This window comes from Metallosphaera sp. D4-4 (assembly GCF_046245145.1).
Lineage (GTDB): Archaea > Thermoproteota > Thermoprotei_A > Sulfolobales > Sulfolobaceae > Metallosphaera > Metallosphaera sedula.
Genome location: NZ_CP176412.1, coordinates 1868603 through 1889805 on the forward strand (window position 1 = coordinate 1868603; position 21203 = coordinate 1889805).

Consider the following 21203-nt stretch of genomic DNA (forward strand, 5'->3'; position numbering starts at 1 on the left):
AACTCACGGGTGATAAATTGGTAATTGCAGGTAGAGCATGGTGAATACGACCACCCATACAGCGTCAACGAAGTGCCAGTAGTAGGATGCACCTGTGGATAGCTGGTATGGAACAGTGATCCTAGTCCTAAGTAGGGTAATTGCCCAGAGAACTAGTCCCATTATAACGTGAAATGCGTGGAGTGACACTATGGTGAAGAAGAACGCTGAGTATACGTCCTGTTGTGGAGTGAACTTGACTATGTGCGTGAACTCGTATACCTGTCCCATGAGGAACGAGAATCCCATCAGGGCAGTCAATGTACCCAGTATCTTGAATGTCTTGATCCTACCCTTTAGGAAGTTATGATACGCGAGATGGGCTGGAATTGAACTTGATAGTAGAACCACTGTCATGATCAGGGGAAGAGGATACCAATCCACGGCTAACCTTGGTAGGCTAGCTACCGTCGGAGTCTCGTTCACGTCGTAGATGTAACCGCCTATGAAGCTTCCAAAGAGGAATATCTCAGCTATGATGAAGAAGAGGACAGGCGTCTTTGCCCTCCTGGCAATCTCAACCCCGTTCTCCTGGATTGTTGGGTTCTCAACCCCTCCCAAGGCGCCAGTGGCCCCAGTTGGCGTTGAGCTAGCCATCTTGGTTAGGCCGAAACCACCAAGCTCTGGCATCGGCTTAATTTGCCTGAAGTAATCGTTATACAGCCAAGCCAGTCCCACTCCTATGAAGGCTAAAACCATGAAAATTCCGGGGACAGTTATACCTGCTAGGATTAACATGAAGCCCAGTGGTGGGAAGCACAACAACAACCCCAACAGTGAAGGGAAATAGGAGCCATGCCTATGCTCAGGAGTTGTGCCATCCATCTCCTTCCCAAAGGATAGCGGTAGGGCAACGGGCCTGAGCGTGAAGTCTGGTATCCCTATGAGCTGTTCTGAATTCCAGGGATCCAGGTTCTTAACAGGAGGCCCCCTAACCCAGGCGTAGAGTAGAGTCCCGAAGGCTAGCAGTAGACCAATCCCCTCCACGAAACCTCCTACCGTGACTAGATTCTGGAAGGGCTGATAGATGGGGGCCGGCACCACGGCGTATCTCCTGGGCATGCCTAGAACTCCGTCAATACTCATTCCCGTGGCTACAACGAAAGCCCCAACAACTATCATGAACATTGAGGTCCTGGCCAGTTCCTGATCAAACCACTTCCCAGTGAAGTATGGGAAATAATAGAGCAAACCGCTTAACAAACCCACGAGTATGGCAAAGACCATGTAATGGAAATGTCCCACCACTAGATAGGTGCCGTTGAAGGCTAGGTCCACAGGTATAAGCGGGAAGAAGACTCCAGTGATTCCACCCACAAGGAACAGCGTGATGAAACCTATCATTCCTATGGTTAGGGCTGAGAACCTAACTTTCCCTCCATAGAAGGTAATAGTCCAGTTCACCACCTTAACTCCAGAGGGTATGGCAATGGCCATGGTTGTTGCCGCAGCTATCTCCCTTACCACATCGCTATCTATTGCTGTGAACATATGATGCATCCAAACTCCCAGAACTGACAGGAAGGCTATTGCCATTGACGATAGGGCTAACGCCTTATATCCGTAAATCTGTCTTCCCACGGCCCTTGGAAGAACCTCACCAACCAGCCCCATGGCTGGCAAAATGAGAATATATACCTCCGGGTGTCCGAAGAACCAGAATACGTTCTGCCACAGGAGTGGGTTTCCACCAAGGGCAGCGTTGAAGAACGGAAGGTTCCACATCCTCTCCAGAAACGCCATGACTAGACCTGCTGTTAAGGGTGGCAGGGCTACCATTAGAAGAATAGAGGTCGCAAACCATGACCAAGTGAAAAGAGACATCTTGAAGAAGGGGATTTTCCTCAGTCTAAGGATTGTCATAAGGAAATTTATGCCCGTAAGAGTAGAAGATACCCCCGCTATCATTAACGCTACCTCAACGAGGGTAACGCCGAAACCTCCGTTTACCTGAAGGTCTGTGCTCAGAGGCGCATACATATACCATCCAGTGTTTATGGGCCCGAACAGGGGCGCAATTATGCTCATGAAGACTGCCGGTACCAGTATCCAGAAGGACAGGGCATTTATCTTGGGCCAGTACAGATCGTGCGCACCAATCATTCTAGGAACTAGGTAGTTAGCGAAACCAGTCGAGATCGGCATCACCATGAAGAAGATCATAAATATGCCGTGTAGAGACACGGCATTATAGTAGTCAACCGCACCCACGTTATTCAACGTTAGTTGATCCCTGATCAGCGCTGCGTAAGCGGAACCTGTGATAAGACTTATTATACCTAGCACAATGTACATGATTCCTATGTCGTGGGCACTTGTAGTGGTTAGGGCTATCTTAAGATTTTCCTTAATTCTGCCTAACTTTCCCATCGTATTCTCAATGACAAATTCATTTAACGGGAATTAATGTTTACATATATATTTTTCATTAATCTGGTATTTCCATCATAAAAAAATGAAAAAGCTTTTATAGTTTGAACCTTAGTTCTTTTAAATGGTCAAAATTTTTAGAAATATTTTATTATTTAGTTAACTTTGTTCATTAAACATCCTTACCTACTTTTTTCCAGTATAAATGAGCAGTACAGATTCTGACCGCCACAACCCTCTGGCTATTTAGGGCAAATTTGCTGATATGTGTCGTCTTCATTACCTGTCTTGGGAAGGTTAAGCTAGCCTTGACTCAGATCTGCGCTAGTTTCCATCAAAGTGCGACGCTTTTCTCGTTACCTTCTAATTCTTCACGTACTAGTCGTAAGCGATCTGCTCAAACACCAGTTTTTCTGGAATTGCGGAACATTTGAAAAAATGCTTATAAAATAGAAAAGTGAACTATCATGATGATTTCGTATGAGTAAGGCAGTCTCTCCCATGTTTTCCTATGTCGTAGCTTTCATAGTGGCTGTGGTAGTATTGTCTGCAGCTATCATTTCAATTTATCAATTCCACACCCTCTCCTCTCCCTCCACTACTAATACCACGAGCTCAGGACCCACAAAGGTGACACTCCCGGTTATCTCGTCAAATAAGACAGTGGTCATATCACTGGTCGCATTATCTTCAGCGTCTACCTTCAACCTCAATGGAACTTCTTTCGGGCAGATGACGATTTACATACCCGCCGGTTATAACGTCGAGGTAGAGTTCACCAACCAGGAGTCACTTCAACACAACCTCCTCCTGGTCATGAACAACACTGCCACTCCCAACGCAGCAGACTTGGCCAGCGATGGGAAAATATTGCTTTACGTAGGGACCACTTCGTCAGCCTATACGCTTCAGGGACTTTCCTCTGGTCAGACTGCGGTGGGTGTTTACGGACCCATGGCCCCCGGAACGTATTGGCTAGCTTGTGGAATTTCAGGTCACGCAGAATCGGGGATGTGGGTCAATCTCGTCGTATCCCAGAACGTCACTGCCCCTTACGCCGTGGGGTAGCGAATTTATAATGATTAATTTTTTCTTATTTAAAACTCAAATATAGTAAAGTTTTAATAGAATACATAAAGGTAACTCAATGCTGTTAATATCATAGTGGAGGGAATTGGACAGAAGGGACTTTCTTAGGTTGAGTCTTATCCTGGGAGGGGCCATTGCGGTCTCTCCCCTGATTACCCCTGTTCTAGATTACATGGGTTACTATTACGGAGAGCTGAAGTCCATTTCGCCTAAGTATCTCGTGACCAACAACTCGCAGGGATTAGAGGGGTTTCCTAGATACAAGGTAGCCAACATAAGCCAGCTCCAGGGAAGCTGTCCGGTTTACTTCTTTACGTATCCTCTCACGGATGAGCCGTGCTTTCTCGTGGACTTTAACAAGCTAAACAACATGAAGGATGTGGAGTTCAAGAACCCCTACGCTAACCAGTTCAGGATTAACACCAACTTTAAGGACATTGTGGGAGTTGGACCAAAGAACTCGATATGCGCCTTTTCCGCAGTTTGTGTGCATCTAGGATGTCAGCTTCCAGCACAGGCCCTAGTCTCAAGCTCTAGCGACCCTGGACTAAATCCTTCAACCTCAATCCTGCACTGTCCGTGTCACGGTTCCATGTATCAACTGGATCAGGGTGGAATAGTGGTAGGTGGCCCAGCTCCTAGGCCCCTTCCAATGGTTCTTCTAGAATACGATGAAACAACTGGCGACATTTATGCCGTGGGGACGAATGCCCCGTACTTCTCTGAGGCTGTGCCCAGGAGAAGGCCAAGGGATAACTTGATCTACGACCCTAGGTACAGTTACTCGGTACCCTCAAACCCTGCATGTGTGAGGGTGAGTTAATGGAGGAACAGGAAGGGACCTGGCTTGACAGGGTCCTGGAGTGGCTCGACGAGAGGACAGGCCTATATGGTCACACCATAAGGCAAGCTCCGCGTTACGCGTACAGGCTTGATTTTTGGTTGGGTTCCTTTGTCTTAGCATCCTTCATGTTTGAGGTTATAACTGGGATGCTTGTAGCCCTATATTACGTTCCAGCTGATCCCTATGCCTCAACCTCCTACTTGATATCAAGCGTTCCCCTAGGGGCTCTCCTCTTTAGCCTCCACAGCTGGGGAGCTTACGCCATGGTATTTCTCCTTCTGGTCCACATGACTAGGAACTTTCTGGTGGGAGCGTACAGGAAACCCAGGGAAATTATGTGGGTGGTGGGAACAGTGCTCGCAGGGTTAACGTTGACTGAGGCTTACCTAGGCTACTCGCTTCCTTACAACTTAATCTCCTGGACCGCAACCACGACTGGACTGAACCTCTTCACCTACATGCCCCTAGGTTTAAGTAACCTAATAGCTGCCATGACCCTTCTACCCCAACTACCGGGGATTGCGAGCGGGGTAGATCCCCTTGTGGATAGGTTCTTTGTGTTCCACTGGATAGTTGGGGCCCTAATAGCTATGGTGCTCGGGCTTCACCTTTACATATTCGAGAAGCATGGCATAACCCCACCCCTAAGCAAGGAGAAGGGGAGATCCGAGCTCATAGATGATTACCAAGACAAGCTTAGGAATGACCCGAATTGGAAACTTCAGCCCCTGACCAGAACCTTTGGGATCATAGTAGTTACCATGTTAATGACGTTTGGAGCGATCTTCCTGATAGCCTCAGCTTTCCCGTTCCAGATCGCGGTTGACGGCTCAACGATCAAGTACATTATGCCAGAGTATAATCCCGCACTGGCTGCGCAGACTCCCCCAATACCTGACTGGTATTTCCTGTTCATCTACTTCTTCTATAAGTCTGTGACTCCGTCAAATGCGTCGCTCATTTTCCTGGCATGGGGAGCTGTGACAGTCCTATTCCCGTTCGTGGACGAGTACGTGTTCAGACATGAGTCGTCCCATCCCGTAATGAGACCCGCTTCCATGGCTTTAGGGGTTGGCTTCATCGTCTCCTTCGTGGTTAATAGTGTTTGGGCATATCTAACTCCAGGCAGGGACATAGGACCCATAGGGATTGAGGTAGATGGTGTGGTATTTCTGCTGTCCTTCCTCACAGTATTCCCTGCCCTGAGATGGTTGCAGTCTAGGGCACGGCCAGGATCCGACTCGTTCAACCTAGGGAAGAGGTTGGGGTTAGCGAGTGCCTTGTCGAGGTCTCAGGAAGTGAGCACAATCACGTTGCCGAGACCAGTATCCCTGGGGGTTGACTTGAGCATCTTAGCGACCCTAGGCCTACTAGCTTACACGACAGCGAAGATGTTCACGTTAACTAACCTCTTCCTCGACCAGTTTGAGCTTGGGATACTCGCAGGGATTAACATGTTCCTTCTGTCCTACCTTGTGCTGATCTATTCGTTAATGGGTGATGAGAAATGAAAGCCGAGAGAATAGCCGAAATTTCCACAATAGTGTTTGCCATAGCCATCCTCGTGTTCCTAGGGGCGTTGTCGTTTCAGTACCTAGGTTACATTTCCCATGGCTCCTACATTCCCAGCAACGAGACCGCAATTCCGATCAAGGTAATAGCTAAGCAGTACGTGTGGGAATTCATCTACCCTAACGGGACCGTGTCATACAACAAGGTCGTGATTCAGGCAGGTAAACCTTATGTGTTCCAGTTGACTTCTGCTGACGTGATTCATGCCTTCTACATAGTACAGCTCGGAATGAAAATGCAGGCGATCCCAGGTTACACGTATGACCTTTACGTCCTAGTTAACCAACCTGGAGTTTACAACATATGGTGCGCGGAGTTCTGCGGGCCGGGTCACTACACCATGAAGGGGGTTATGATAGTCACTAACTCCACGGGGTGATATCATGCTCAAGCCCAAGGATATAGCGGCGTGGATCTTCACCATGGTGATCATGGCGATCATCTTCCTCTGGATTGGCGACTTCGGGAACCTTGGTTACCTGGCCCAGTCCCCAATCTCGGTGTACGTCGAGAACCTTTGGAGACTAATGTACATAAGTGCCTCTGGAGTTTTTGGAGTCTTCATGGGCTCCTTGATTTTCTTCTCCATCAGGTTCAGATACACGGAAGTCCAGGAACAACAGGTTAGGAAGGCAGACGTGTCTAAGATGGTGCTTCCGCTGATCCTAGTCTCCGGGATAGGGCTTGCCTACGCCATATCACAGTACTTCTCTGACGTTTTAGCATATCAGTTCAACCTGGGCCTCCTGGTAGGCCTGATGATTCTACTGTTCTCGTCGCTCATCTTCGTGATATACAAGGAATATTTCAGGGATTGATCACATGAGGATTGAATTATTCTATTTTTTAGTGAGCCTTCTTGGACTCGCCTTCTTCTTGATTTCTCCCATCTTTCCCAATCAGTTCCCGTTCCAGCTGGGAGGAGGATTGGTATTCTGGTTGGGGATTGGATACTTACTCCTGAGGTTTCCGCTTAGGAGCGTGGTCTCCTGTCTGAGGGATAGGGTGACTTGGGGAGTCTTCCTGGCCTATCTTACCGTGCACTACATGGCGTATAGTCTACTCCTAGACAGGATCTTGGGAATCTCGCCTCCTAGCGTGTTCTCCGTGACCTATGCTCCGATGGGTTCCCTGAACCTAGAGAACGCGATAGGCCTATTCTTCACCCCCTCATTATCTCTGGGCGGTTCCTGGTTCTACCTCGATCTCTCGTTTTTCTCCCTGGTCATGGGACTAGTTATAGGCCTGCTAGTAGTTGGGAACCTCATTGAGCTAAGGAGAATGACCGGGTTAAGGAGGAACCTTTCTATCGTGAGCCTGCCCCTTCTGGGAATAGTAAGCGGGAGTACATGTTGCATCTCAATTGCGACAATCGTGGCCTACTATACCCCTGTGCTGGCGCTGGGAACATTCTCTCCTTTCCTAGACTCTGTGTACGTGGGATTGCCCGTGATAACTGCTCTATTCCTGTGGATTAACTATGGGACCACGAGGAGAGTGGGGAATGCCCTGAGGGAGACAAGGCCAGATAGCGTGAGAGGTAGGGGTAAAACCATCTAGGGCGGTGGCTTTAACGAGATGAGAAAATCACACTATTCCCGTGTGGGTTCCAGTCCACCCGTGATAGTCAACTAATCCTCACTATTCCCTTAACCTGGTCAAATCCTCTATCAAAACTCGCTATGTATCTGTCCTTGCTTCGCCCCATGAGTAGGGCATCCTGAACGTAATCCGTGAAACTTAACTGATACTTTCTGAAGTATTCAATCCCCTTTTCAAACATGTTAGGACTAACGAACTCAAGAGTAACTCCCTCGATTATGAAGTTCAATATCTCGTTCAGCACTAGGAAGGCATAACTCTTTCCGTGCCTTGAAAAACCAGCGTCAACGTCTCATCTACCACGTAATCGCAGATGGTGGGTTGACCAAACCTCAACTCCTCTATTTCTCTTAACAGTTATGAAGTCCTCACGTGATTGGGATCTCCCTTGTTGAAAATTGCGTAGATGGAGGATGTATCTAGGAGTACCATCTCCTTCACTTGTAGATCTCCTTTTCCATCTCCTCCACGGTGACAGGTTCTGCCTCAAATTGATATTTCTCGAGTAACTCCGTCAACCTAGGCCTGGATTTCTTTGTCTCTTTCGTATAGTGGTCTATGAGAACCGTGATGACGTCATCCAGGGTTACCTTCTTTCCTTCCTTGGCCTGTAACTCTCCGGCCAATTGAAGAAGTTTCTGTCTATTTTCATCTGAAACCTTAATCACTTTCATGAGGTATACTTGGTACGCTTAGTGTAAAAAGATAAATGGATCGTGAGGGACCGCATAGTGTCGTCGAAGTTCTTCTGGGGCAATCTGGTCTGGAAAAACCTTGATCCTAAGAATTCCTGCGTAGCGTTTCCAAATCAAGTTCCGAAGATACTACCGTATTTCTTCCTCGCAGATATGTTTAAATAACTAAAAAGTAGTTAGATTAATTTTCCTTATCCGGATATTGGTAATTAGCCTCATTTCTAACATGCTTAGAAACGAATCGTGAGAAGCTGTTATAATCTTGTACTGTCATCCTAAAGGGAGGTTTACAACTATTTACCTTTATCAGGAACTATATCAGGTCAAAGTTAAAAATCTTTTAGGAGGTTTTCGCAGTCTTCACAGCAACCTTCCTCTTTTTCGAGAATATCTCATCCTTTCTTGAAAGAATAATCCCAGCCATCATGGTTAGCATTCCCACGTAACTCTCATGATTGAGCTGTACCTCTCCCGTGACCTCGTCAATGATCGAGCTCGTGACTGGAACAGAAAAGGCCATAACGGTCACCTTACCGACCCTCTCCATCCTCAGCATTACGTTCCAGAGATAGAAGAGAAGAGTACCTCCAAGTAAAGCTGAGAACAGGAGATCTCCTACGAAGTTCAAAGATGGATCGAACCTGAAACCTATAGGGGTCAAGGCCAGGAAAACGAGGGATCCAAGGAGCATTTGGGACGTGTTAACCACTGCTGGGTCCATGGATCTCAACTTCCTGTAATACACAGTGAAGGAGGCCCAAAATACTGCGTTGAGTACCGTGAGTATTCCACCTAGGACGGAAAGTTTGCCTGAAAGGGATAGACCGTACACCGTAACCCCGAGGAAACCGATGATCGCCCCCACAACCTCAAAGGTCCTAGGTCTCTCGGATAGGATAAGGTAAGCAATGGGGATTGAGAAGAGGGGCATCGTGTAGCTTAGGACCGCAGATTCGGAGGGTGCAACGTAGTTAAGACCCATTGCCCAGAGACCGGAGCTCGCAGTTGTTAGGAGGGTCAAGACGATTACGTCCTTGTTGAGAACCACCTTTCTGGCGAAGGGAAGAAGGGCTAGTCCACCTATGAAGTATCTAAGTGACATGAAAAGGAACGGAGAAGCAAAGGTAAGTCCGTCCTTTGTGAACTTGTACTGAAGCGATCCAAAGATGATGTAAGGGATCAGGTATTTCAGTATTTTCATTAAGATGGGACAGATTTTTGAGAATAAAAGAGATGCTTTTCTAGGTTGGGTAGTTGAGTTTAATATCTATAGTGTGAAAGGAGAAGAGCTCTCTCCGCGAGGAACTGGATAACTTCTAATGGTATACGAAGTGATGCACGTGTTGAGCTTATCCTGCCTCTATATGGCTTGGTTGAGACTTATTTCTTAATGGGTGGCAGGCTGACTTGTGACCGTGACATAGCAACGCTAAATTGCTGGCTTACCTTTTTTTGTACATGAAAAGAGTAGAAGACTGGATGAAGCAAGCTGAAAGGACTTTAGAGGAGGCAGAATTCAATTTTCTGCACGGCTATTTCGAATTAGCATGTTTCCTTTCACAGCAATCTGCCGAACTGGCAGTAAAGGGGCTACTTCAAGACAGAGGTATTGAAAGAAGAGGACATTCCTTACTAAAATTATCGGAATCCCATCCCCTTCAGAGGACATAAGAGAATGTTTAGTTTACCTGGATAAACAATATATTCCGCCCAGGTATCCCGATACTTACGATGAGGGTGCCCCCATGAATACTACACAAAAAGAGATGGAGATCAATATTTAAATTGCGCAAAGAGAATCATGACTTGGGTAAGGCAACAGTTGCAAGGTTAATCATGCTCTTTGGTTCAAGAGCTAGAGGAGATTTTACTGAAAGTAGCGATTATGATATGTTATACGTTGATGATGATATTCCTAAGGATCCGAAGAGGGTGGACAATCAACTCTACTTAAAGATAGTTAACATGTTTCCAGGTGATGTAGATGCGCTATTCATGAATACTGAGGTCTTCATGAAGAAACTTTACTCTTCAGATCCATTTATTCTGCAAATCATTGAAGAGGGGAGAATAATTGAAAAAGATGACAAATTCTGGGAAAAAGTCATAGAAGTATACAGAGAGAAAAGGAAGGAATGGGTAAAAGTCGGGAAAAACCTGGACTAGAAAATGAGGAAAGATACCTATAACTTCGGCAGTAGTTTATTGATATAATTTACAAATAATTTACAAAAACACTTTATTGAGAATATCATAGTAGGACTCTTGTAACATGGAAATGGTCAAAGCCAGGAGCGTGAGGCCCAAAGTATCATGAAGTGTCGCAGGATAGACCTTATTAGATTGCCCTAGAACTAGTTGTGGAGCACTGAGTCACCTGAGACAGGGTCTCGGGACGACAAGATGGCATGCTATGAAGGGAGATGAAATACATAAACATGACATCAATCTTCCATGTGACTTCTAAAATAAAAAAGGGACGACGTGTCTCACATTCACTTAGACATACTCAGCATACATTCCTAAGTCCATGACCATCCCGTACGCGTTATAAGTCCCAGGTCCAGTAACGTAATTCCATCCGTAGTGGGCCGGGAATGGGTTGTTGCCAGAGGTCACGGGTATCCACGCTGGCAATCCCTTCACAACTCCTTGAGGCGTGATTATCTCACCTGAGTACGAAATGTGATAGAGCGCGTAGTTCAGTGGACCTAACCTCTGTCCCACCAGTGAAACCATTGCAGCCGTCATGGGAGCTGCACCGCTAGTCCCATACCATACGAACACCTGTCCGTCGAAGATCAGGGGAAGCCCAAAACCGAACTCGGGTATGTTATAACCGCCCGCTGAAACGAAGGCAATATCAGGGTAAGTTCTCACTGTGACAGGCGTGAACGGAATTACAGAGGTTAACTCGTATATCTGAACTGGGAATACCACACTATTGCCTCCTGTACTATAATCCCATCCAGAGAAGGAGTAGATCTGTCCCGTTGAGGTCGCATTGAGGAATATCCCACCCACTGAGGTGACCAGTGGATCGCTCTCTGGGTACCATATGGTGTTGTAAACGCCTATGTGGAAGTTAGGCGGAGGATAATCGGACTCAAATCCCCAGTCCCCTGACGCAGCTAGGACCGAGGTTCCTTGCACCGATAGCTGAACCATGATGTTGTGTATCATGTACAACATCGCCGGATAATATGCCGCAAGATAGCTTTCCGGTAACGTTACCGAGATCGAGATCACGTCAGGATTAAGATAGTTAGCCATGTAATAGTATTCATAATAGTAATTTAGGGAGTTTCCCACAAGGGCTTTCCCGCCCACATAACCATCACTGAACACTATTGCGATATTAGCGCCTGGAGCAAAGGCCCCTGAATACTCAGCGTCTAGCTCGTTTTCACCTGATTGACCTCCCGAGGTATCATTTCCAAGGGTGATAACGTTGAGCGATCCAGTCCTAGAAATGTTGAAAAGCTTCCAGAACGAGTATATATCCGTTGTATTCACGTAACACTCTGGTACTCCCTCTATGGCGATCGTGGAACCTGATCCCGTTTTACCCTGCGCGTAGAGCGACGAGAAGTTGAAGTACTGCTGGATCGTGTTGGGAGTGATTATTGCGCTCGAAATTAGCCCACTACTGCTGGATCCCTTCCCCTTGACCATAGGCACATTCCAAGCTTGTCTTAATGCCTGGTACACGTGTGGATCAACGCTATCTATACCCACAATTCCAACCACGTACTTACCCACGTTATAGGGAAGCGATGGCGTAACGTTATTCGTGAAGTAATAGAAGGGTCCCACGTTCTCGATTCCGACCTCACCGAACCAATAGATATCCTTGAAGGAATAATAGTACACGTTTATGTATGTGTGGAACGCCTGCTCAATCTCGCCTACTGTGGCGTTAAAGGTGAGAATGAGTCCGTAATTCCCTGTGGGAACAAACCCGTATCCTTTCAAGTAGTTCTCAAGGGATTTCACGTAAGACTGACTGGGATAGTAGTATTCCCTGAACTTCAAGGGCGTCAAATAATGACCAGTTGAAATCACGTATAGAAGCTCACTGTTAAGTGATGAATAGTTCGTGAAGTTAAGCAATATGGTTATTGGGATCGTAACACTGCTACTTAGCGGTTCCACGAACTGCGATCCGGGTAAAATTGAGTACTGGGGAGATGATGTTTGCACATAGTACACAGATTCCTGGGCCTGCAGAACTAGACCTGAGCCTAGAGAGGAAAATACAAGCAAAATCAATACTATCAGAATGGAACTTATGTTTTTCATTACTCTTTAAAAGAGTCATACCCCTATAAAAAGACTTGAATATAAATTTTTAAATACACGCGTTCATAAAATAATATTTCTACCTTTTCCTTTCAATTTATAGTTTCTTGTGAGCAGTGATATACCCAGGTTCACGAGGATGACCAGAACTGCAACTTGAAACATCACATTGAAGGCCTCCCTCCCAGGATAGAAGGAGATCAAGATCTGGTTGTCTATCATGAGGACGTAGGGGTCCTTATAAGACGACATAATCGATGTGGCCAGAACTGGACCTATGGACGCCCCGAGGTTGCGCAGGAGGGTGTTTACTCCCAGACCTATACCCCTCGCAGTTTCTGGAAGCGAGACGGCTATCATGTTAATGAGGGGAATAATGATCGAGATCATCCCAGTCCCCGCCACTATCACGTCCTCAACCAGTGCCTGCGACGTTCCCCTATTCACCATGAGGAGAATGAAACCAAGGATCGAGGTTAGTGAACCGAACACGAGGAGAGGTTTCGGGCCTGCATCTCCCGTGAGCTTACCCACGATCGGACCTACCACGAACATGACCACGGTAGCGGGAGCTAGGGTTAATCCCGCAGAGAATATGTCAAGTCCCAGCCCGAAGGGAGGGGGTAGCTGGGCGTAGTAGATTATCCCGAAATACATGATCATGAGGGCAATACTGCTCACAACCCCAACCAAGTTCGCTACCATTACGTTCCTAATCCTCATGAGGTTCATGTCAACGAGGGGTTCCCTTACCCTCAACTCCACAGGAATGAAGACGAGTACGAGAAGGAGTCCCAACGTTAACAAGACTAGGTTCTCGGCGTTCAACCAGCCCAGTGAAGGTCCCTCGGTTATGTAAACCAGGATGAGGATCATACCCAGGGTTAAAAGAGTTGTTCCAACGTAATCTATGCTCTCCTTCACCCTCACGCCCGTGTCCCTAAGCTTGGTTAGGATAAGCAGGAAGAAGAGTAGGGAGAGGATGAAGGCAGTGTGGAAGGCATACTGCCAGCCAAAGTTCTGATCTATGTATGAACCGACTATGAGCCCAAGAGCCGTGCCTATACCCACGGAACCTGAGAGTAGTCCCTGCGCCGTCGCGACGTCCTGTGGTGGGAGGACGTCAGTGATTATGGCCAACCCAACAGGGAAGATACCGTAGCCTATTCCCTGTATTGCCCTGGCAGTAATGAGTGCGTAAATTGAGGGCGAAAAGCCGGCCAAGGCGACCGCAACTAGGTAACCCCCAAGGGAAATGAGGTACATCCTTTTCCTTCCATACATGTCGGCAAGCTTACCGAAGATTGGCGAGACTACCGCTCCCACAATGATAAAGGCTGAGGTTATCCAAGAGGCAAGGGTCGAGCTCACTGAGAAGTCGCTCTGAATCGTGGGAATTGCCGGAACAACCATGGTTTCCACGTAATTTATGAGGAGGTCGCCCCATACCAGCAGGAGTAGGACCTCCCTTCCCCTCTTGTCCATCATGATTCCTAGGTATGAGGGAAAATAAAACTTGATTTTAGGGGTAAAGGTGGTCGTCTCTGCTGAGACTACCTAGTTATATAGTGAGCGCATATCCGCTGATCTATCCATTGATGGATTCCTCAAATTAGGTTAGTTGGACATATTGTTCCTTAAAATGGTTGGCTTGAAGAGTAAAGGAATGTGTGTTTAGAGGCTTTCGTCCGTTCTTGAAGAACCTTTTTATGCATATAATCTCAGAATATTCGAAATTATCAGAATTGTACCAGCATATTGAAGAAATATTTCGTTGAGAGCTAGATCTCTGCTAGTTTTATCTGTTCAGCTCTTTTACTAGATCTCTAACTAGTCTCCATACATCCTTGCACAGTCCTGTACCTTGAGTGCCAGGGTCTTTATTTCCTCCTCTGGAAGCGAAGGTGCAAAGTACCTCCACGATTCGTCGTTCATCCACGGCATGACCTTCACAGCCCGGAAGATTTCCTTGCACTCCTTTGACGGGTTCTCCAGTTGGTGGTCCTCAACGAACTGTTTGATTAGCATCATTGCAAATAGTGGCCTGTTTCCCTTAATGAGGCCATCAACCTCCTGAAACAGGGTCATTTTCTCACCAGGGCAAGGATTATCACAGTGGAACCTAGGGCAATCAATGATGCAAAGGCGTATGCGTAAACGTAACTCAGGGAGTACAGAAGGCCCATCACGGAGTTCCCCACAAAGTAACCTATCCCCCTCGACAGGGAAAGTATGCCCATTCCAGTTCCCACGTTCTGACCTGCAACCTTGGACACTATACTTGGTTCGAAGGTCTCGGCAAAGGCGCTCCCGACGCCCAGGAGAATTGCCATGGGGTAAAGGCCTATCTCCCTGAAGGGAAACAGGAAGATAAACCCGGCACTTGCGATCGCAGTCACCAGGTAACCCAGGGTGAGGCCTAGGTAATCCTTCATCCTCAACCTAGATAATAACATTCCGAAACCTGAGGATGAGCCCAGAAAAAACCCGTAGGTTAAGGTGCCCAGGTAGATCTGCGAGGTAGACTGAGTCACGGTAATGATGGGGAATCCAGGACTATACGTGCTGATCCCGAAGAGGAGGGAGGCAAGGGCCACCGCGCCCAGGACTTTCCCGCTCCTTCTAGCTGTGCTCTTCCCCTCCCTAGGCCTGGACAGGTAAAGGAATAGCGAGCTTATCAGGATTGGGACTGCAGTCAAGGGTAGAATCTCGGCAAACGAGAACTTCAGGTAAAGGCCAACGGAGAGATACACCACAGCTATCAACCCTCCTAGGAAGTCCAGCGAGTGAAGAATGGCGAATGCCCTTGATCTCTCGTTCTCACTGGTCGCCTGAACTAACATGGTTCTCCTGGCAGGGCTCCTGAAGTTTCTCATGAACCAGCCTGACAGGAAGAGACCAATCGCCTCGAGGCTATTTTGTGCCAGCCCTGTGAAGGATAGCAGGGTCACCAGGAGGTTTCCAAAGATTGCAACCCTCTTGCTCCCGTACCTATCCGCGAGAGCCCCACCTAGAAACGAAAAGATTAACCCAACACCATAGGACACACTTTCCACAACTCCGTAGATGTAAATTGGCAGGTGAAACTGGAAAACTAGAATAATGGGGAACGACGCAACCACGGCCTGGTAACCCAGATCAGCAAAGAAGGCAGAAAAGGATATCTTGTAGACGTCCGAGTTCATGCCAGATAAATGGAGACCCGTACAAAAAATCTTTAGTTAGCTCATGGAGATTATCCTTTCCCAGAGGTCATCCACGAACTTCTCTAGTTCAAGGTAATCCCTTTCCGAGAGCTTCTTGTACCTGCCCTGAACAGAAAGGAAGTCCTTCAAGGGCCTTCTGGTCTCCTTCTTAAGGCAATGGAGCGACTCATTACTTATCCTAACCTTCCCGTTTACAACCTCTATGAGGGGCCAATAGCACGTCTGCACAGCCAACTTGCCAACCTCAGCGGTCTTAGAGGGATCAAATAGCCAACCATAAGGGTCTGGTGTAAGGATCTGGATATACCTAAATCCGTTCACTTCCTTGGCCCTCTTTAACTTATCCATGAGGTCATGGGGATAGCCCACGGATGCCGTGGCCACATAGGGAACGTTATGGTCAAGCATTATGAAGAGTAACTCCTTCTTGTTCTCCTTCTTCCCTTCAGGTGTGGTAGTGGTTACGGCACCGTGGGGGGTGGAACCGCTCCTCTGACCTCCGGAGTTCATGTAGGCCTCATTGTCCACACAGAGGTATATGAAGTCCTCGTTCCTCTCAGCGGCTCCGCTAAGTGAAGCAAACCCTATGTCCGCTGTACCTCCATCTCCAGCCCAGACCACTACGGTCACGTCCTTATTCCTCTGTTTGAAGGCCCTCCACATACCTGAGGCTGCTGCGGGACCGGCAGCGAAGGCTATATTAAGCACAGGATAGCCGTAAGCGTTCTTGGGTCCTATCCCCTGAATTACGGAGGAACATCCTGCCACTACAACCATGGCAACGTTCTTACCCAGGGCCATTCCCACCATTCTCATGGCCATGTTCTCAGGACATCCAGGGCAGGCCGATGTCCCTGGAAGGAGTGACTCAGATCGCAGACCTCGGAGTCCCAAGCTCAACCTCTTTCACCTCGCTCGGATAGTACCAGGTTACCTCCCTAAAGGAGCCACGCTTCATTTCCTCGATGGACGTGGATATGGCCTCCATGAAATCCTTCTTATTCATGGACACGCCCCCGAGCCCTGCAACTACCCCCTTTACGGGGTTATTCAGGGACGCCTTCACCTCTAAGTAAAGAGGCCCTCCTCTGCCCAGCGACGTCGCCCTGTCAAACACAATAACTCCCTTCTTATCTCCCAGTGCCCTTAATATCTCGTCTTCAGCCCACGGTCTCACGTATCTCACCCTGTAAAGTCCCACGGAGATTCCTCTCTCCCTTAACCTGTCCACAGCCTCCATCGCGTCTAAGGACCAGGCCCCCATTGTAACCACGGCGTAATCGGCATCCTCCAGCTTATACTCTACATTGAGGGTCTTATAATCCGCCAGGGGATTTACCTTCTCGTATTCCCTCCCCACTTCCCTAATCACGTCCTTCGAGTCCGCTATGGCATCATTTATGGACTGCCTTAGCTTCATGTAATGGATTGGTTGGAAAATGTTACCCATGCTTTCCTGCGTCTCTGGATCTATAACGTAGGGTTGCCTCCTGGGTGGAATAAACGCGTCTACATCCTCCTGCGAAGGAATATACACGTTGGTTTTAGTGTGGGAGAGAATGAACCCATCCATTCCCACCATCATGGGAACGAAAACCCTAGGATCCTCGGAGATCCTGAAGGCCTGTAGAGTTAGATCAAGCGCCTCCTGAGGGCTTGAGGCGAAGGCCATTATCCAACCACTATCCCTCTCACTCATGAAGTCAGTGTTCTCGTTCCAGATGTTCCAAGGAGCACCCACTGCCCTAGTTGCTACCACCATCACTATGGGTGCCCTGCTCCCTGCAGCCCACCAAACCATCTCGTGCATGTAAAGAAGTCCCTGGGAGGAGGTAGCAGTGAACGCCCTTACTCCAGACACGGCTGCCCCCAGGGTCACACCCATGGCAGAGTGTTCGCTCTCCACCCTAACCACATCTGTGGAGATCTCCCCCCTTGCCTTCATCTCAGCTAGTTCCTCGATTATGGTGGTCTGAGGAGTTATTGGGTAGATCCCCACAACCCCAACCCTCGCTAGCTTTACCGCGAGGGCAACAGCCTCATTCCCTGAAATGATCTTCATCATGACTCGGTCACCATTGAAATCGCCTTAACGGGGCACACATTCGCGCAGACCCCGCAACCCTTACAATACTCGTAGTTAACCTCAGCCCTTTTCCCCTTAACCCCAATGGTGCCCTCAGGGCACCATAGGTAACATGCATTACAACCAATACACCTATCGCCAACAACTGGCTTCACCACCCTCCAGTTACCGGTCTTTCCCCCTGCTCCCTCGCTTGGGTGGGAAACCGGGAAAAACTGATAATCAAGCGACAATTTCCTTCACCTCTCTTGTGCTCTCGTAGGCTAGTTCAACGGCTCTCTTGTTGAGCTCTGCCACATTCCCGCTAAACTCAGAGTCTATGGCCTTCTTCACTGAGTCCAAGGAGGGTACCCCAACTGCCTTAACTAGTGCGCCCAACATTAAGATGTTGACGAGAGGCCAGCCAGATTTCACCAGCTTCAGTTCCATGGCTATTCCTGTCGCGTCCACTAGGAAGATCCTACCTGAGACTGGCGGATTTCCCTTCCAGTTAAGCACAATTTTCCCGTCCTTCTTCAAACCCTTCAGGGGGTTGGAAATCTTGAGCAATGTGGGATCTAGAATAACCACTACGTCAGGTTCCTCAATGGGAGAAGTTTCCCTTATCTGCGAGTCAGAAATCCTACAGTAAGACTCTATTTCCGCTCCCCTTCTCTCAGCGCCATATATGGGGAAAGCTGAGGAGAAAAGTCCGTCTAGACCAGCAGCCTCTGCAAGTAAATTGGCTGCCGTAACAACGCCTTGTCCGCCTCTTCCATGAAATCGTATCTCAAGCGATGATTCCACCCACGTTACTATTAACTTGTTAGTCTAATAAAGATTGTTACTGAAAAATTTAAACTGTTGGAACGCCGTAGTATACTACCTTTTGAAAGAATTCCCATCTATGTATTATCTCTGATAATATGGCCACGACTGCTGTCAATACTCCTAGGAGGGGGACGAAGAAAGTCGTAATCTCGAGTACCAAGTACGGCAAATTCAGGATCCTCTTATCCTTGAAACCCATCTTCGCCTTGGATCTGGCGGTGATTATCTCGCCCACCGCAAACACTGCCCCCAACACGAGTAACACTGGACTGTGAATGAAGACGTAGGCCAGAGGGGACACCACCGTGAATCCTGCCCCAAGGAACGACATCGGCGTGTCAGGATGATACCAGGATGGCCTAGACTTTAACATATAAATCATTATCGAGGAGATCACGCTAAGAACTAGAAGGGGTAGGGCCACATAATACGCGTCTCCCACGAAGATTGAAAGAAGGAATGCTAGCGCCGAGAGTCCACCGAAGAGGACCTCCCTGCTGAGCCAGGAAGTGGATAAATTGAGAATTACCCTCATGGACCTCATAGTGACCCTAGCATGACCCACAGATAGAAGGAGGGTGCCAGCGAGGAGCACGAAAGCAATCAGTGCAAAATATGGCAATCTCAACAGGGAATAGACCAGAGCTATCTCGCTCCCAAGGGTGAAGGCAATCAGACCTGTCGCATTCTCCTCTCTCTTTTCCTTCAGGGGAGAGGCCTTTATCTCCTTGGGATTGACAATCTTTAATCTCGGTCTAGTTATAGACGCCGGAGCAAGGTAGTTAACCTCGCCATCTGGCCTGTCCAACCAGCCAAAGGTCAATGCCCCCGTGGGACAACTCTCCACGCAATAGGGCATTCCCTTTCCAAGTCTGTCAATGCAGAGGTGACACTTACCCATGGTCCCATCCTTCGAGAAGTGAAGCGCCTCATAGGGACAGGCCCATTGACAGTAACCGCAACCTATACACTTGTTGGAGTCTATGGTGACAATCCCCATTTCATTCTTGGAGATAGCCACGGCAGGACAGGACTTCATGCAGACGGGGTTATCACAGTGATTACACGAGATGGAGAGGGCAGTCTTGCCCCCCTCTAGCTCGAAGACTGGGAGTACCCTCCAGTTCCCACCGTAAGCCCTATTGCATGCATCGACGCAGGCTCCGCAGACTATGCACTTATCGTGATCGAATGTGAAGCCTAGCCTGAGTTCCCTGTCACTCAGCTTAAGGGTTTCCATGGTTGAATGTCTTGCCTAATAATATTAAGGTTTATTACCTATACATTTAAACATTTTTTATGGAAAGTAACTTCTATAGAACAGCACTGATAAGAAATTTTCTGGCGAAGATGATAGCTGATAAGGAGGGAACTCTGAGCCACGCGTCGGAAATGGATAAGACGAGGGTGTGTTCGTCCTCCGATGATGAGATTAGAAGCTTAATAGAAAGCACGGCCGAATTCATCCTGGGCCAGAGCCTGGAAAGGGACAGCATTGAGAAGCTAACTAGGGACATCAGATCTTGGTGTAATAGCTAGCAGACTAGGTATCTTAAAGGGGAGAGACAAGATCACAGTCTGAACATTCCAATGAATACCAACACGCCTAGCATCATCAGTATTGAATCGTAGAGCTTGATTTGGCCATTCTTTATCAGGAAATATGCTAGGATCCCCGCTAAGAAAGAGACCTCAATAAGAGGTGTTAAAGAGTCCAGGGCTATCCCGCTTACCCCTGACGCAAACCCTATTATGGCAAGGAGCAAGCTGGAAGCCATAAGGTTTTCATTTATCACTCCAAGGAGCAGGTCCCTCATCACGTTCTCCTTCCTTGATCTGAGGGCAGTTGAGATTTCCTGTAGGTTGGACATAACGGGGACTATGAGTATGGCAACATAATACGGAGGTACGTGAAACATTGCGGATAATGAGAAGATGTCTTGAAGAAGCCAGGACGAGGATATCCAGACTATAACACTACCTATTACTAGAGCTGGAATTGCCTTAGAATCCCTAACTACCCTCCTGTTCACTTTCATTACGCTATATGCTAGGAATAAACCAAATAGGACAACTCCCCACCAAACATCTATTCTACCCGTGAGACCCATGAGACCTATGAAGAGGGAGGCCACAACTATGAAGAGGTATTCCCTCTGAATTCCTACGTTGAAGTCGCTCTTCCATCTAATGAAATGGACCACTCCAAAGAACGCAACCCCAATGACGTAGAGGGAGATAACGCTCCCCAGTACAGTTGAGAGTGCCACGTAATAGTTTGACCTGAACGACGCTTCCAAGGTTATTATCAACTCTGGTAAAATTGAAATCAGGGCAATCACGTAAGGACTAGAGAACTTTGCCCCCCTGTAGATGAGCTCCACGCCCAGTAGGAAAAGAGGTATGGAGGCTATCTCAGTGACTAACACATTCAATATTACGACTTTATTCCCTATAAGCTTTTGAGTATTTAGAGATGAACAATTGATTAATTTTCCCTTGAAAGATGACTTAGAAAATGAAAAAGGTTCAGCGATTAACAATGAGTTTGATCGCCTATCTATAAAACTTGAGCAGTCTGAGCCCTT

22 protein-coding genes and 1 pseudogene are annotated in these 21203 nt (G+C 47.7%); 9 read left to right on the forward strand and 14 right to left on the reverse strand.

Going from position 1 to position 21203, the window contains the following annotated elements; translation table 11 throughout:
* Positions 1 to 3 precede the first annotated feature (3 nt).
* Positions 4 to 2409, reverse strand: a complete 2406-nt coding sequence (locus tag ACI49J_RS10090; RefSeq protein ID WP_409366356.1) for a cbb3-type cytochrome c oxidase subunit I — start codon at positions 2407 to 2409, stop codon at positions 4 to 6.
* Between the two features lie 480 nt (positions 2410 to 2889).
* Here ACI49J_RS10090 and ACI49J_RS10095 point away from each other — a divergent pair, with 480 nt between their 5' ends.
* The 6 genes from ACI49J_RS10095 to ACI49J_RS10120 all read left to right on the forward strand — a co-directional run bounded on the left by ACI49J_RS10095 (position 2890) and on the right by ACI49J_RS10120 (position 7474).
* A complete protein-coding gene (locus tag ACI49J_RS10095; RefSeq protein ID WP_318552086.1) occupies positions 2890 to 3477 on the forward strand; it encodes a sulfocyanin in 588 nt (195 codons plus the stop codon).
* A 106-nt stretch (positions 3478 to 3583) separates the two neighbouring features.
* Positions 3584 to 4321 carry a Rieske 2Fe-2S domain-containing protein gene (locus ACI49J_RS10100; protein WP_240254182.1) on the forward strand — a complete coding sequence of 246 codons (738 nt, stop codon included), beginning with the start codon at positions 3584 to 3586 and terminating at the stop codon, positions 4319 to 4321.
* On the forward strand, positions 4321 to 5853 hold the full coding sequence (locus ACI49J_RS10105; protein ID WP_409366357.1) for a cytochrome b: 1533 nt from the start codon (positions 4321 to 4323) through the stop codon (positions 5851 to 5853). Before ACI49J_RS10100 ends, ACI49J_RS10105 begins: the two co-directional genes overlap by 1 nt.
* A complete protein-coding gene (locus ACI49J_RS10110; protein ID WP_409366358.1) occupies positions 5850 to 6293 on the forward strand; it encodes a cytochrome c oxidase subunit II in 444 nt (147 codons plus the stop codon). The genes ACI49J_RS10105 and ACI49J_RS10110 overlap by 4 nt, the downstream gene beginning before the upstream one ends.
* 4 nt (positions 6294 to 6297) lie before the next feature.
* Complete coding sequence (locus ACI49J_RS10115) at positions 6298 to 6732, forward strand: hypothetical protein (RefSeq protein WP_409366359.1); 435 nt, start codon at positions 6298 to 6300, stop codon at positions 6730 to 6732.
* A gap of 4 nt (positions 6733 to 6736) precedes the next feature.
* Positions 6737 to 7474, forward strand: coding sequence for a hypothetical protein (locus ACI49J_RS10120; protein ID WP_409366360.1), 738 nt, complete (start codon positions 6737 to 6739; stop codon positions 7472 to 7474).
* 67 nt (positions 7475 to 7541) lie between these two features.
* Here ACI49J_RS10120 and ACI49J_RS10125 read toward each other — a convergent pair whose 3' ends face one another.
* The 3 genes from ACI49J_RS10125 to ACI49J_RS10135 form a co-directional block, all read right to left on the reverse strand.
* Positions 7542 to 7745, reverse strand: a complete 204-nt coding sequence (locus ACI49J_RS10125) for a hypothetical protein (protein WP_240254158.1) — start codon at positions 7743 to 7745, stop codon at positions 7542 to 7544.
* Positions 7746 to 7953: 208 nt separating this feature from the next.
* Positions 7954 to 8190 (reverse strand): VapB-type antitoxin, encoded by a 237-nt coding sequence (locus ACI49J_RS10130; RefSeq protein WP_240254156.1) that lies wholly within the window; start codon positions 8188 to 8190, stop codon positions 7954 to 7956.
* Between the two features lie 361 nt (positions 8191 to 8551).
* The gene (locus tag ACI49J_RS10135) at positions 8552 to 9412 is read right to left on the reverse strand and encodes a DMT family transporter (protein WP_240254154.1); all 861 of its coding nucleotides are present in this window, start codon (positions 9410 to 9412) and stop codon (positions 8552 to 8554) included.
* Between the two features lie 278 nt (positions 9413 to 9690).
* Here ACI49J_RS10135 and ACI49J_RS10140 point away from each other — a divergent pair.
* Both ACI49J_RS10140 and ACI49J_RS10145 read left to right on the forward strand, forming a co-directional pair.
* Positions 9691 to 9995, forward strand: a pseudogene (locus ACI49J_RS10140) (HEPN domain-containing protein).
* Positions 9996 to 10017: 22 nt separating this feature from the next.
* Entirely contained in the window at positions 10018 to 10377 is a 360-nt protein-coding gene (locus ACI49J_RS10145; protein WP_240254152.1) for a nucleotidyltransferase domain-containing protein, read from the forward strand.
* Between the two features lie 333 nt (positions 10378 to 10710).
* Here the strand turns inward: ACI49J_RS10145 and ACI49J_RS10150 are convergent, their stop codons facing one another.
* From ACI49J_RS10150 to ACI49J_RS10190, 9 genes are all read right to left on the reverse strand, one after another.
* Positions 10711 to 12513, reverse strand: coding sequence for a S53 family peptidase (locus ACI49J_RS10150; protein ID WP_409366361.1), 1803 nt, complete (start codon positions 12511 to 12513; stop codon positions 10711 to 10713).
* A gap of 63 nt (positions 12514 to 12576) precedes the next feature.
* Positions 12577 to 13998 (reverse strand): MFS transporter, encoded by a 1422-nt coding sequence (locus tag ACI49J_RS10155; protein WP_409366362.1) that lies wholly within the window; start codon positions 13996 to 13998, stop codon positions 12577 to 12579.
* Between the two features lie 345 nt (positions 13999 to 14343).
* Entirely contained in the window at positions 14344 to 14601 is a 258-nt protein-coding gene (locus ACI49J_RS10160; protein WP_240254147.1) for a DUF3398 domain-containing protein, read from the reverse strand.
* The gene (locus ACI49J_RS10165; protein ID WP_240254146.1) at positions 14598 to 15698 is read right to left on the reverse strand and encodes an MFS transporter; all 1101 of its coding nucleotides are present in this window, start codon (positions 15696 to 15698) and stop codon (positions 14598 to 14600) included. Before ACI49J_RS10165 ends, ACI49J_RS10160 begins: the two co-directional genes overlap by 4 nt.
* Positions 15699 to 15734: 36 nt before the next feature.
* The gene (gene porB / locus ACI49J_RS10170; protein ID WP_240254145.1) at positions 15735 to 16619 is read right to left on the reverse strand and encodes a pyruvate synthase subunit PorB; all 885 of its coding nucleotides are present in this window, start codon (positions 16617 to 16619) and stop codon (positions 15735 to 15737) included.
* Positions 16588 to 17784 carry a transketolase C-terminal domain-containing protein gene (locus ACI49J_RS10175; RefSeq protein WP_409366363.1) on the reverse strand — a complete coding sequence of 399 codons (1197 nt, stop codon included), beginning with the start codon at positions 17782 to 17784 and terminating at the stop codon, positions 16588 to 16590. The genes porB and ACI49J_RS10175 overlap by 32 nt, the downstream gene beginning before the upstream one ends.
* A complete protein-coding gene (locus ACI49J_RS10180; RefSeq protein WP_011921452.1) occupies positions 17781 to 18038 on the reverse strand; it encodes a 4Fe-4S dicluster-binding protein in 258 nt (85 codons plus the stop codon). The genes ACI49J_RS10175 and ACI49J_RS10180 overlap by 4 nt, the downstream gene beginning before the upstream one ends.
* On the reverse strand, positions 18028 to 18591 hold the full coding sequence (locus ACI49J_RS10185; protein ID WP_011921451.1) for a 2-oxoacid:acceptor oxidoreductase family protein: 564 nt from the start codon (positions 18589 to 18591) through the stop codon (positions 18028 to 18030). The genes ACI49J_RS10180 and ACI49J_RS10185 overlap by 11 nt, the downstream gene beginning before the upstream one ends.
* Positions 18592 to 18640: 49 nt before the next feature.
* Positions 18641 to 19855: a 4Fe-4S dicluster domain-containing protein gene (locus ACI49J_RS10190; RefSeq protein WP_409366364.1), complete on the reverse strand. Its 1215-nt coding sequence runs from the start codon at positions 19853 to 19855 to the stop codon at positions 18641 to 18643.
* 59 nt (positions 19856 to 19914) lie between these two features.
* Here ACI49J_RS10190 and ACI49J_RS10195 point away from each other — a divergent pair, with 59 nt between their 5' ends.
* Positions 19915 to 20154, forward strand: a complete 240-nt coding sequence (locus ACI49J_RS10195) for a hypothetical protein (protein ID WP_409366365.1) — start codon at positions 19915 to 19917, stop codon at positions 20152 to 20154.
* A 32-nt stretch (positions 20155 to 20186) separates the two neighbouring features.
* Here ACI49J_RS10195 and ACI49J_RS10200 read toward each other — a convergent pair whose 3' ends face one another.
* Positions 20187 to 21044: a sodium:calcium antiporter gene (locus ACI49J_RS10200; RefSeq protein WP_240254132.1), complete on the reverse strand. Its 858-nt coding sequence runs from the start codon at positions 21042 to 21044 to the stop codon at positions 20187 to 20189.
* Between the last annotated feature and the right edge of the window lie 159 nt (positions 21045 to 21203).

What these genes read in the sequence shown, in the direction of transcription:
- ACI49J_RS10090 (WP_409366356.1), bottom strand. Translation starts at nt 2,409, where the DNA reads ATGGGAAAGTTAGGCAGAATTAAGGAAAATCTTAAGATAGCCCTAACC.
- ACI49J_RS10095 (WP_318552086.1), top strand. Translation starts at nt 2,890, where the DNA reads ATGAGTAAGGCAGTCTCTCCCATGTTTTCCTATGTCGTAGCTTTCATA.
- ACI49J_RS10105 (WP_409366357.1), top strand. Translation starts at nt 4,321, where the DNA reads ATGGAGGAACAGGAAGGGACCTGGCTTGACAGGGTCCTGGAGTGGCTC.
- ACI49J_RS10110 (WP_409366358.1), top strand. Translation starts at nt 5,850, where the DNA reads ATGAAAGCCGAGAGAATAGCCGAAATTTCCACAATAGTGTTTGCCATA.
- ACI49J_RS10115 (WP_409366359.1), top strand. Translation starts at nt 6,298, where the DNA reads ATGCTCAAGCCCAAGGATATAGCGGCGTGGATCTTCACCATGGTGATC.
- ACI49J_RS10120 (WP_409366360.1), top strand. Translation starts at nt 6,737, where the DNA reads ATGAGGATTGAATTATTCTATTTTTTAGTGAGCCTTCTTGGACTCGCC.
- ACI49J_RS10130 (WP_240254156.1), bottom strand. Translation starts at nt 8,190, where the DNA reads ATGAAAGTGATTAAGGTTTCAGATGAAAATAGACAGAAACTTCTTCAA.
- ACI49J_RS10135 (WP_240254154.1), bottom strand. Translation starts at nt 9,412, where the DNA reads ATGAAAATACTGAAATACCTGATCCCTTACATCATCTTTGGATCGCTT.
- ACI49J_RS10150 (WP_409366361.1), bottom strand. Translation starts at nt 12,513, where the DNA reads ATGAAAAACATAAGTTCCATTCTGATAGTATTGATTTTGCTTGTATTT.
- ACI49J_RS10155 (WP_409366362.1), bottom strand. Translation starts at nt 13,998, where the DNA reads ATGGACAAGAGGGGAAGGGAGGTCCTACTCCTGCTGGTATGGGGCGAC.
- ACI49J_RS10160 (WP_240254147.1), bottom strand. Translation starts at nt 14,601, where the DNA reads ATGACCCTGTTTCAGGAGGTTGATGGCCTCATTAAGGGAAACAGGCCA.
- ACI49J_RS10165 (WP_240254146.1), bottom strand. Translation starts at nt 15,698, where the DNA reads ATGAACTCGGACGTCTACAAGATATCCTTTTCTGCCTTCTTTGCTGAT.
- ACI49J_RS10175 (WP_409366363.1), bottom strand. Translation starts at nt 17,784, where the DNA reads ATGATGAAGATCATTTCAGGGAATGAGGCTGTTGCCCTCGCGGTAAAG.
- ACI49J_RS10190 (WP_409366364.1), bottom strand. Translation starts at nt 19,855, where the DNA reads ATGGAAACCCTTAAGCTGAGTGACAGGGAACTCAGGCTAGGCTTCACA.
- ACI49J_RS10195 (WP_409366365.1), top strand. Translation starts at nt 19,915, where the DNA reads ATGGAAAGTAACTTCTATAGAACAGCACTGATAAGAAATTTTCTGGCG.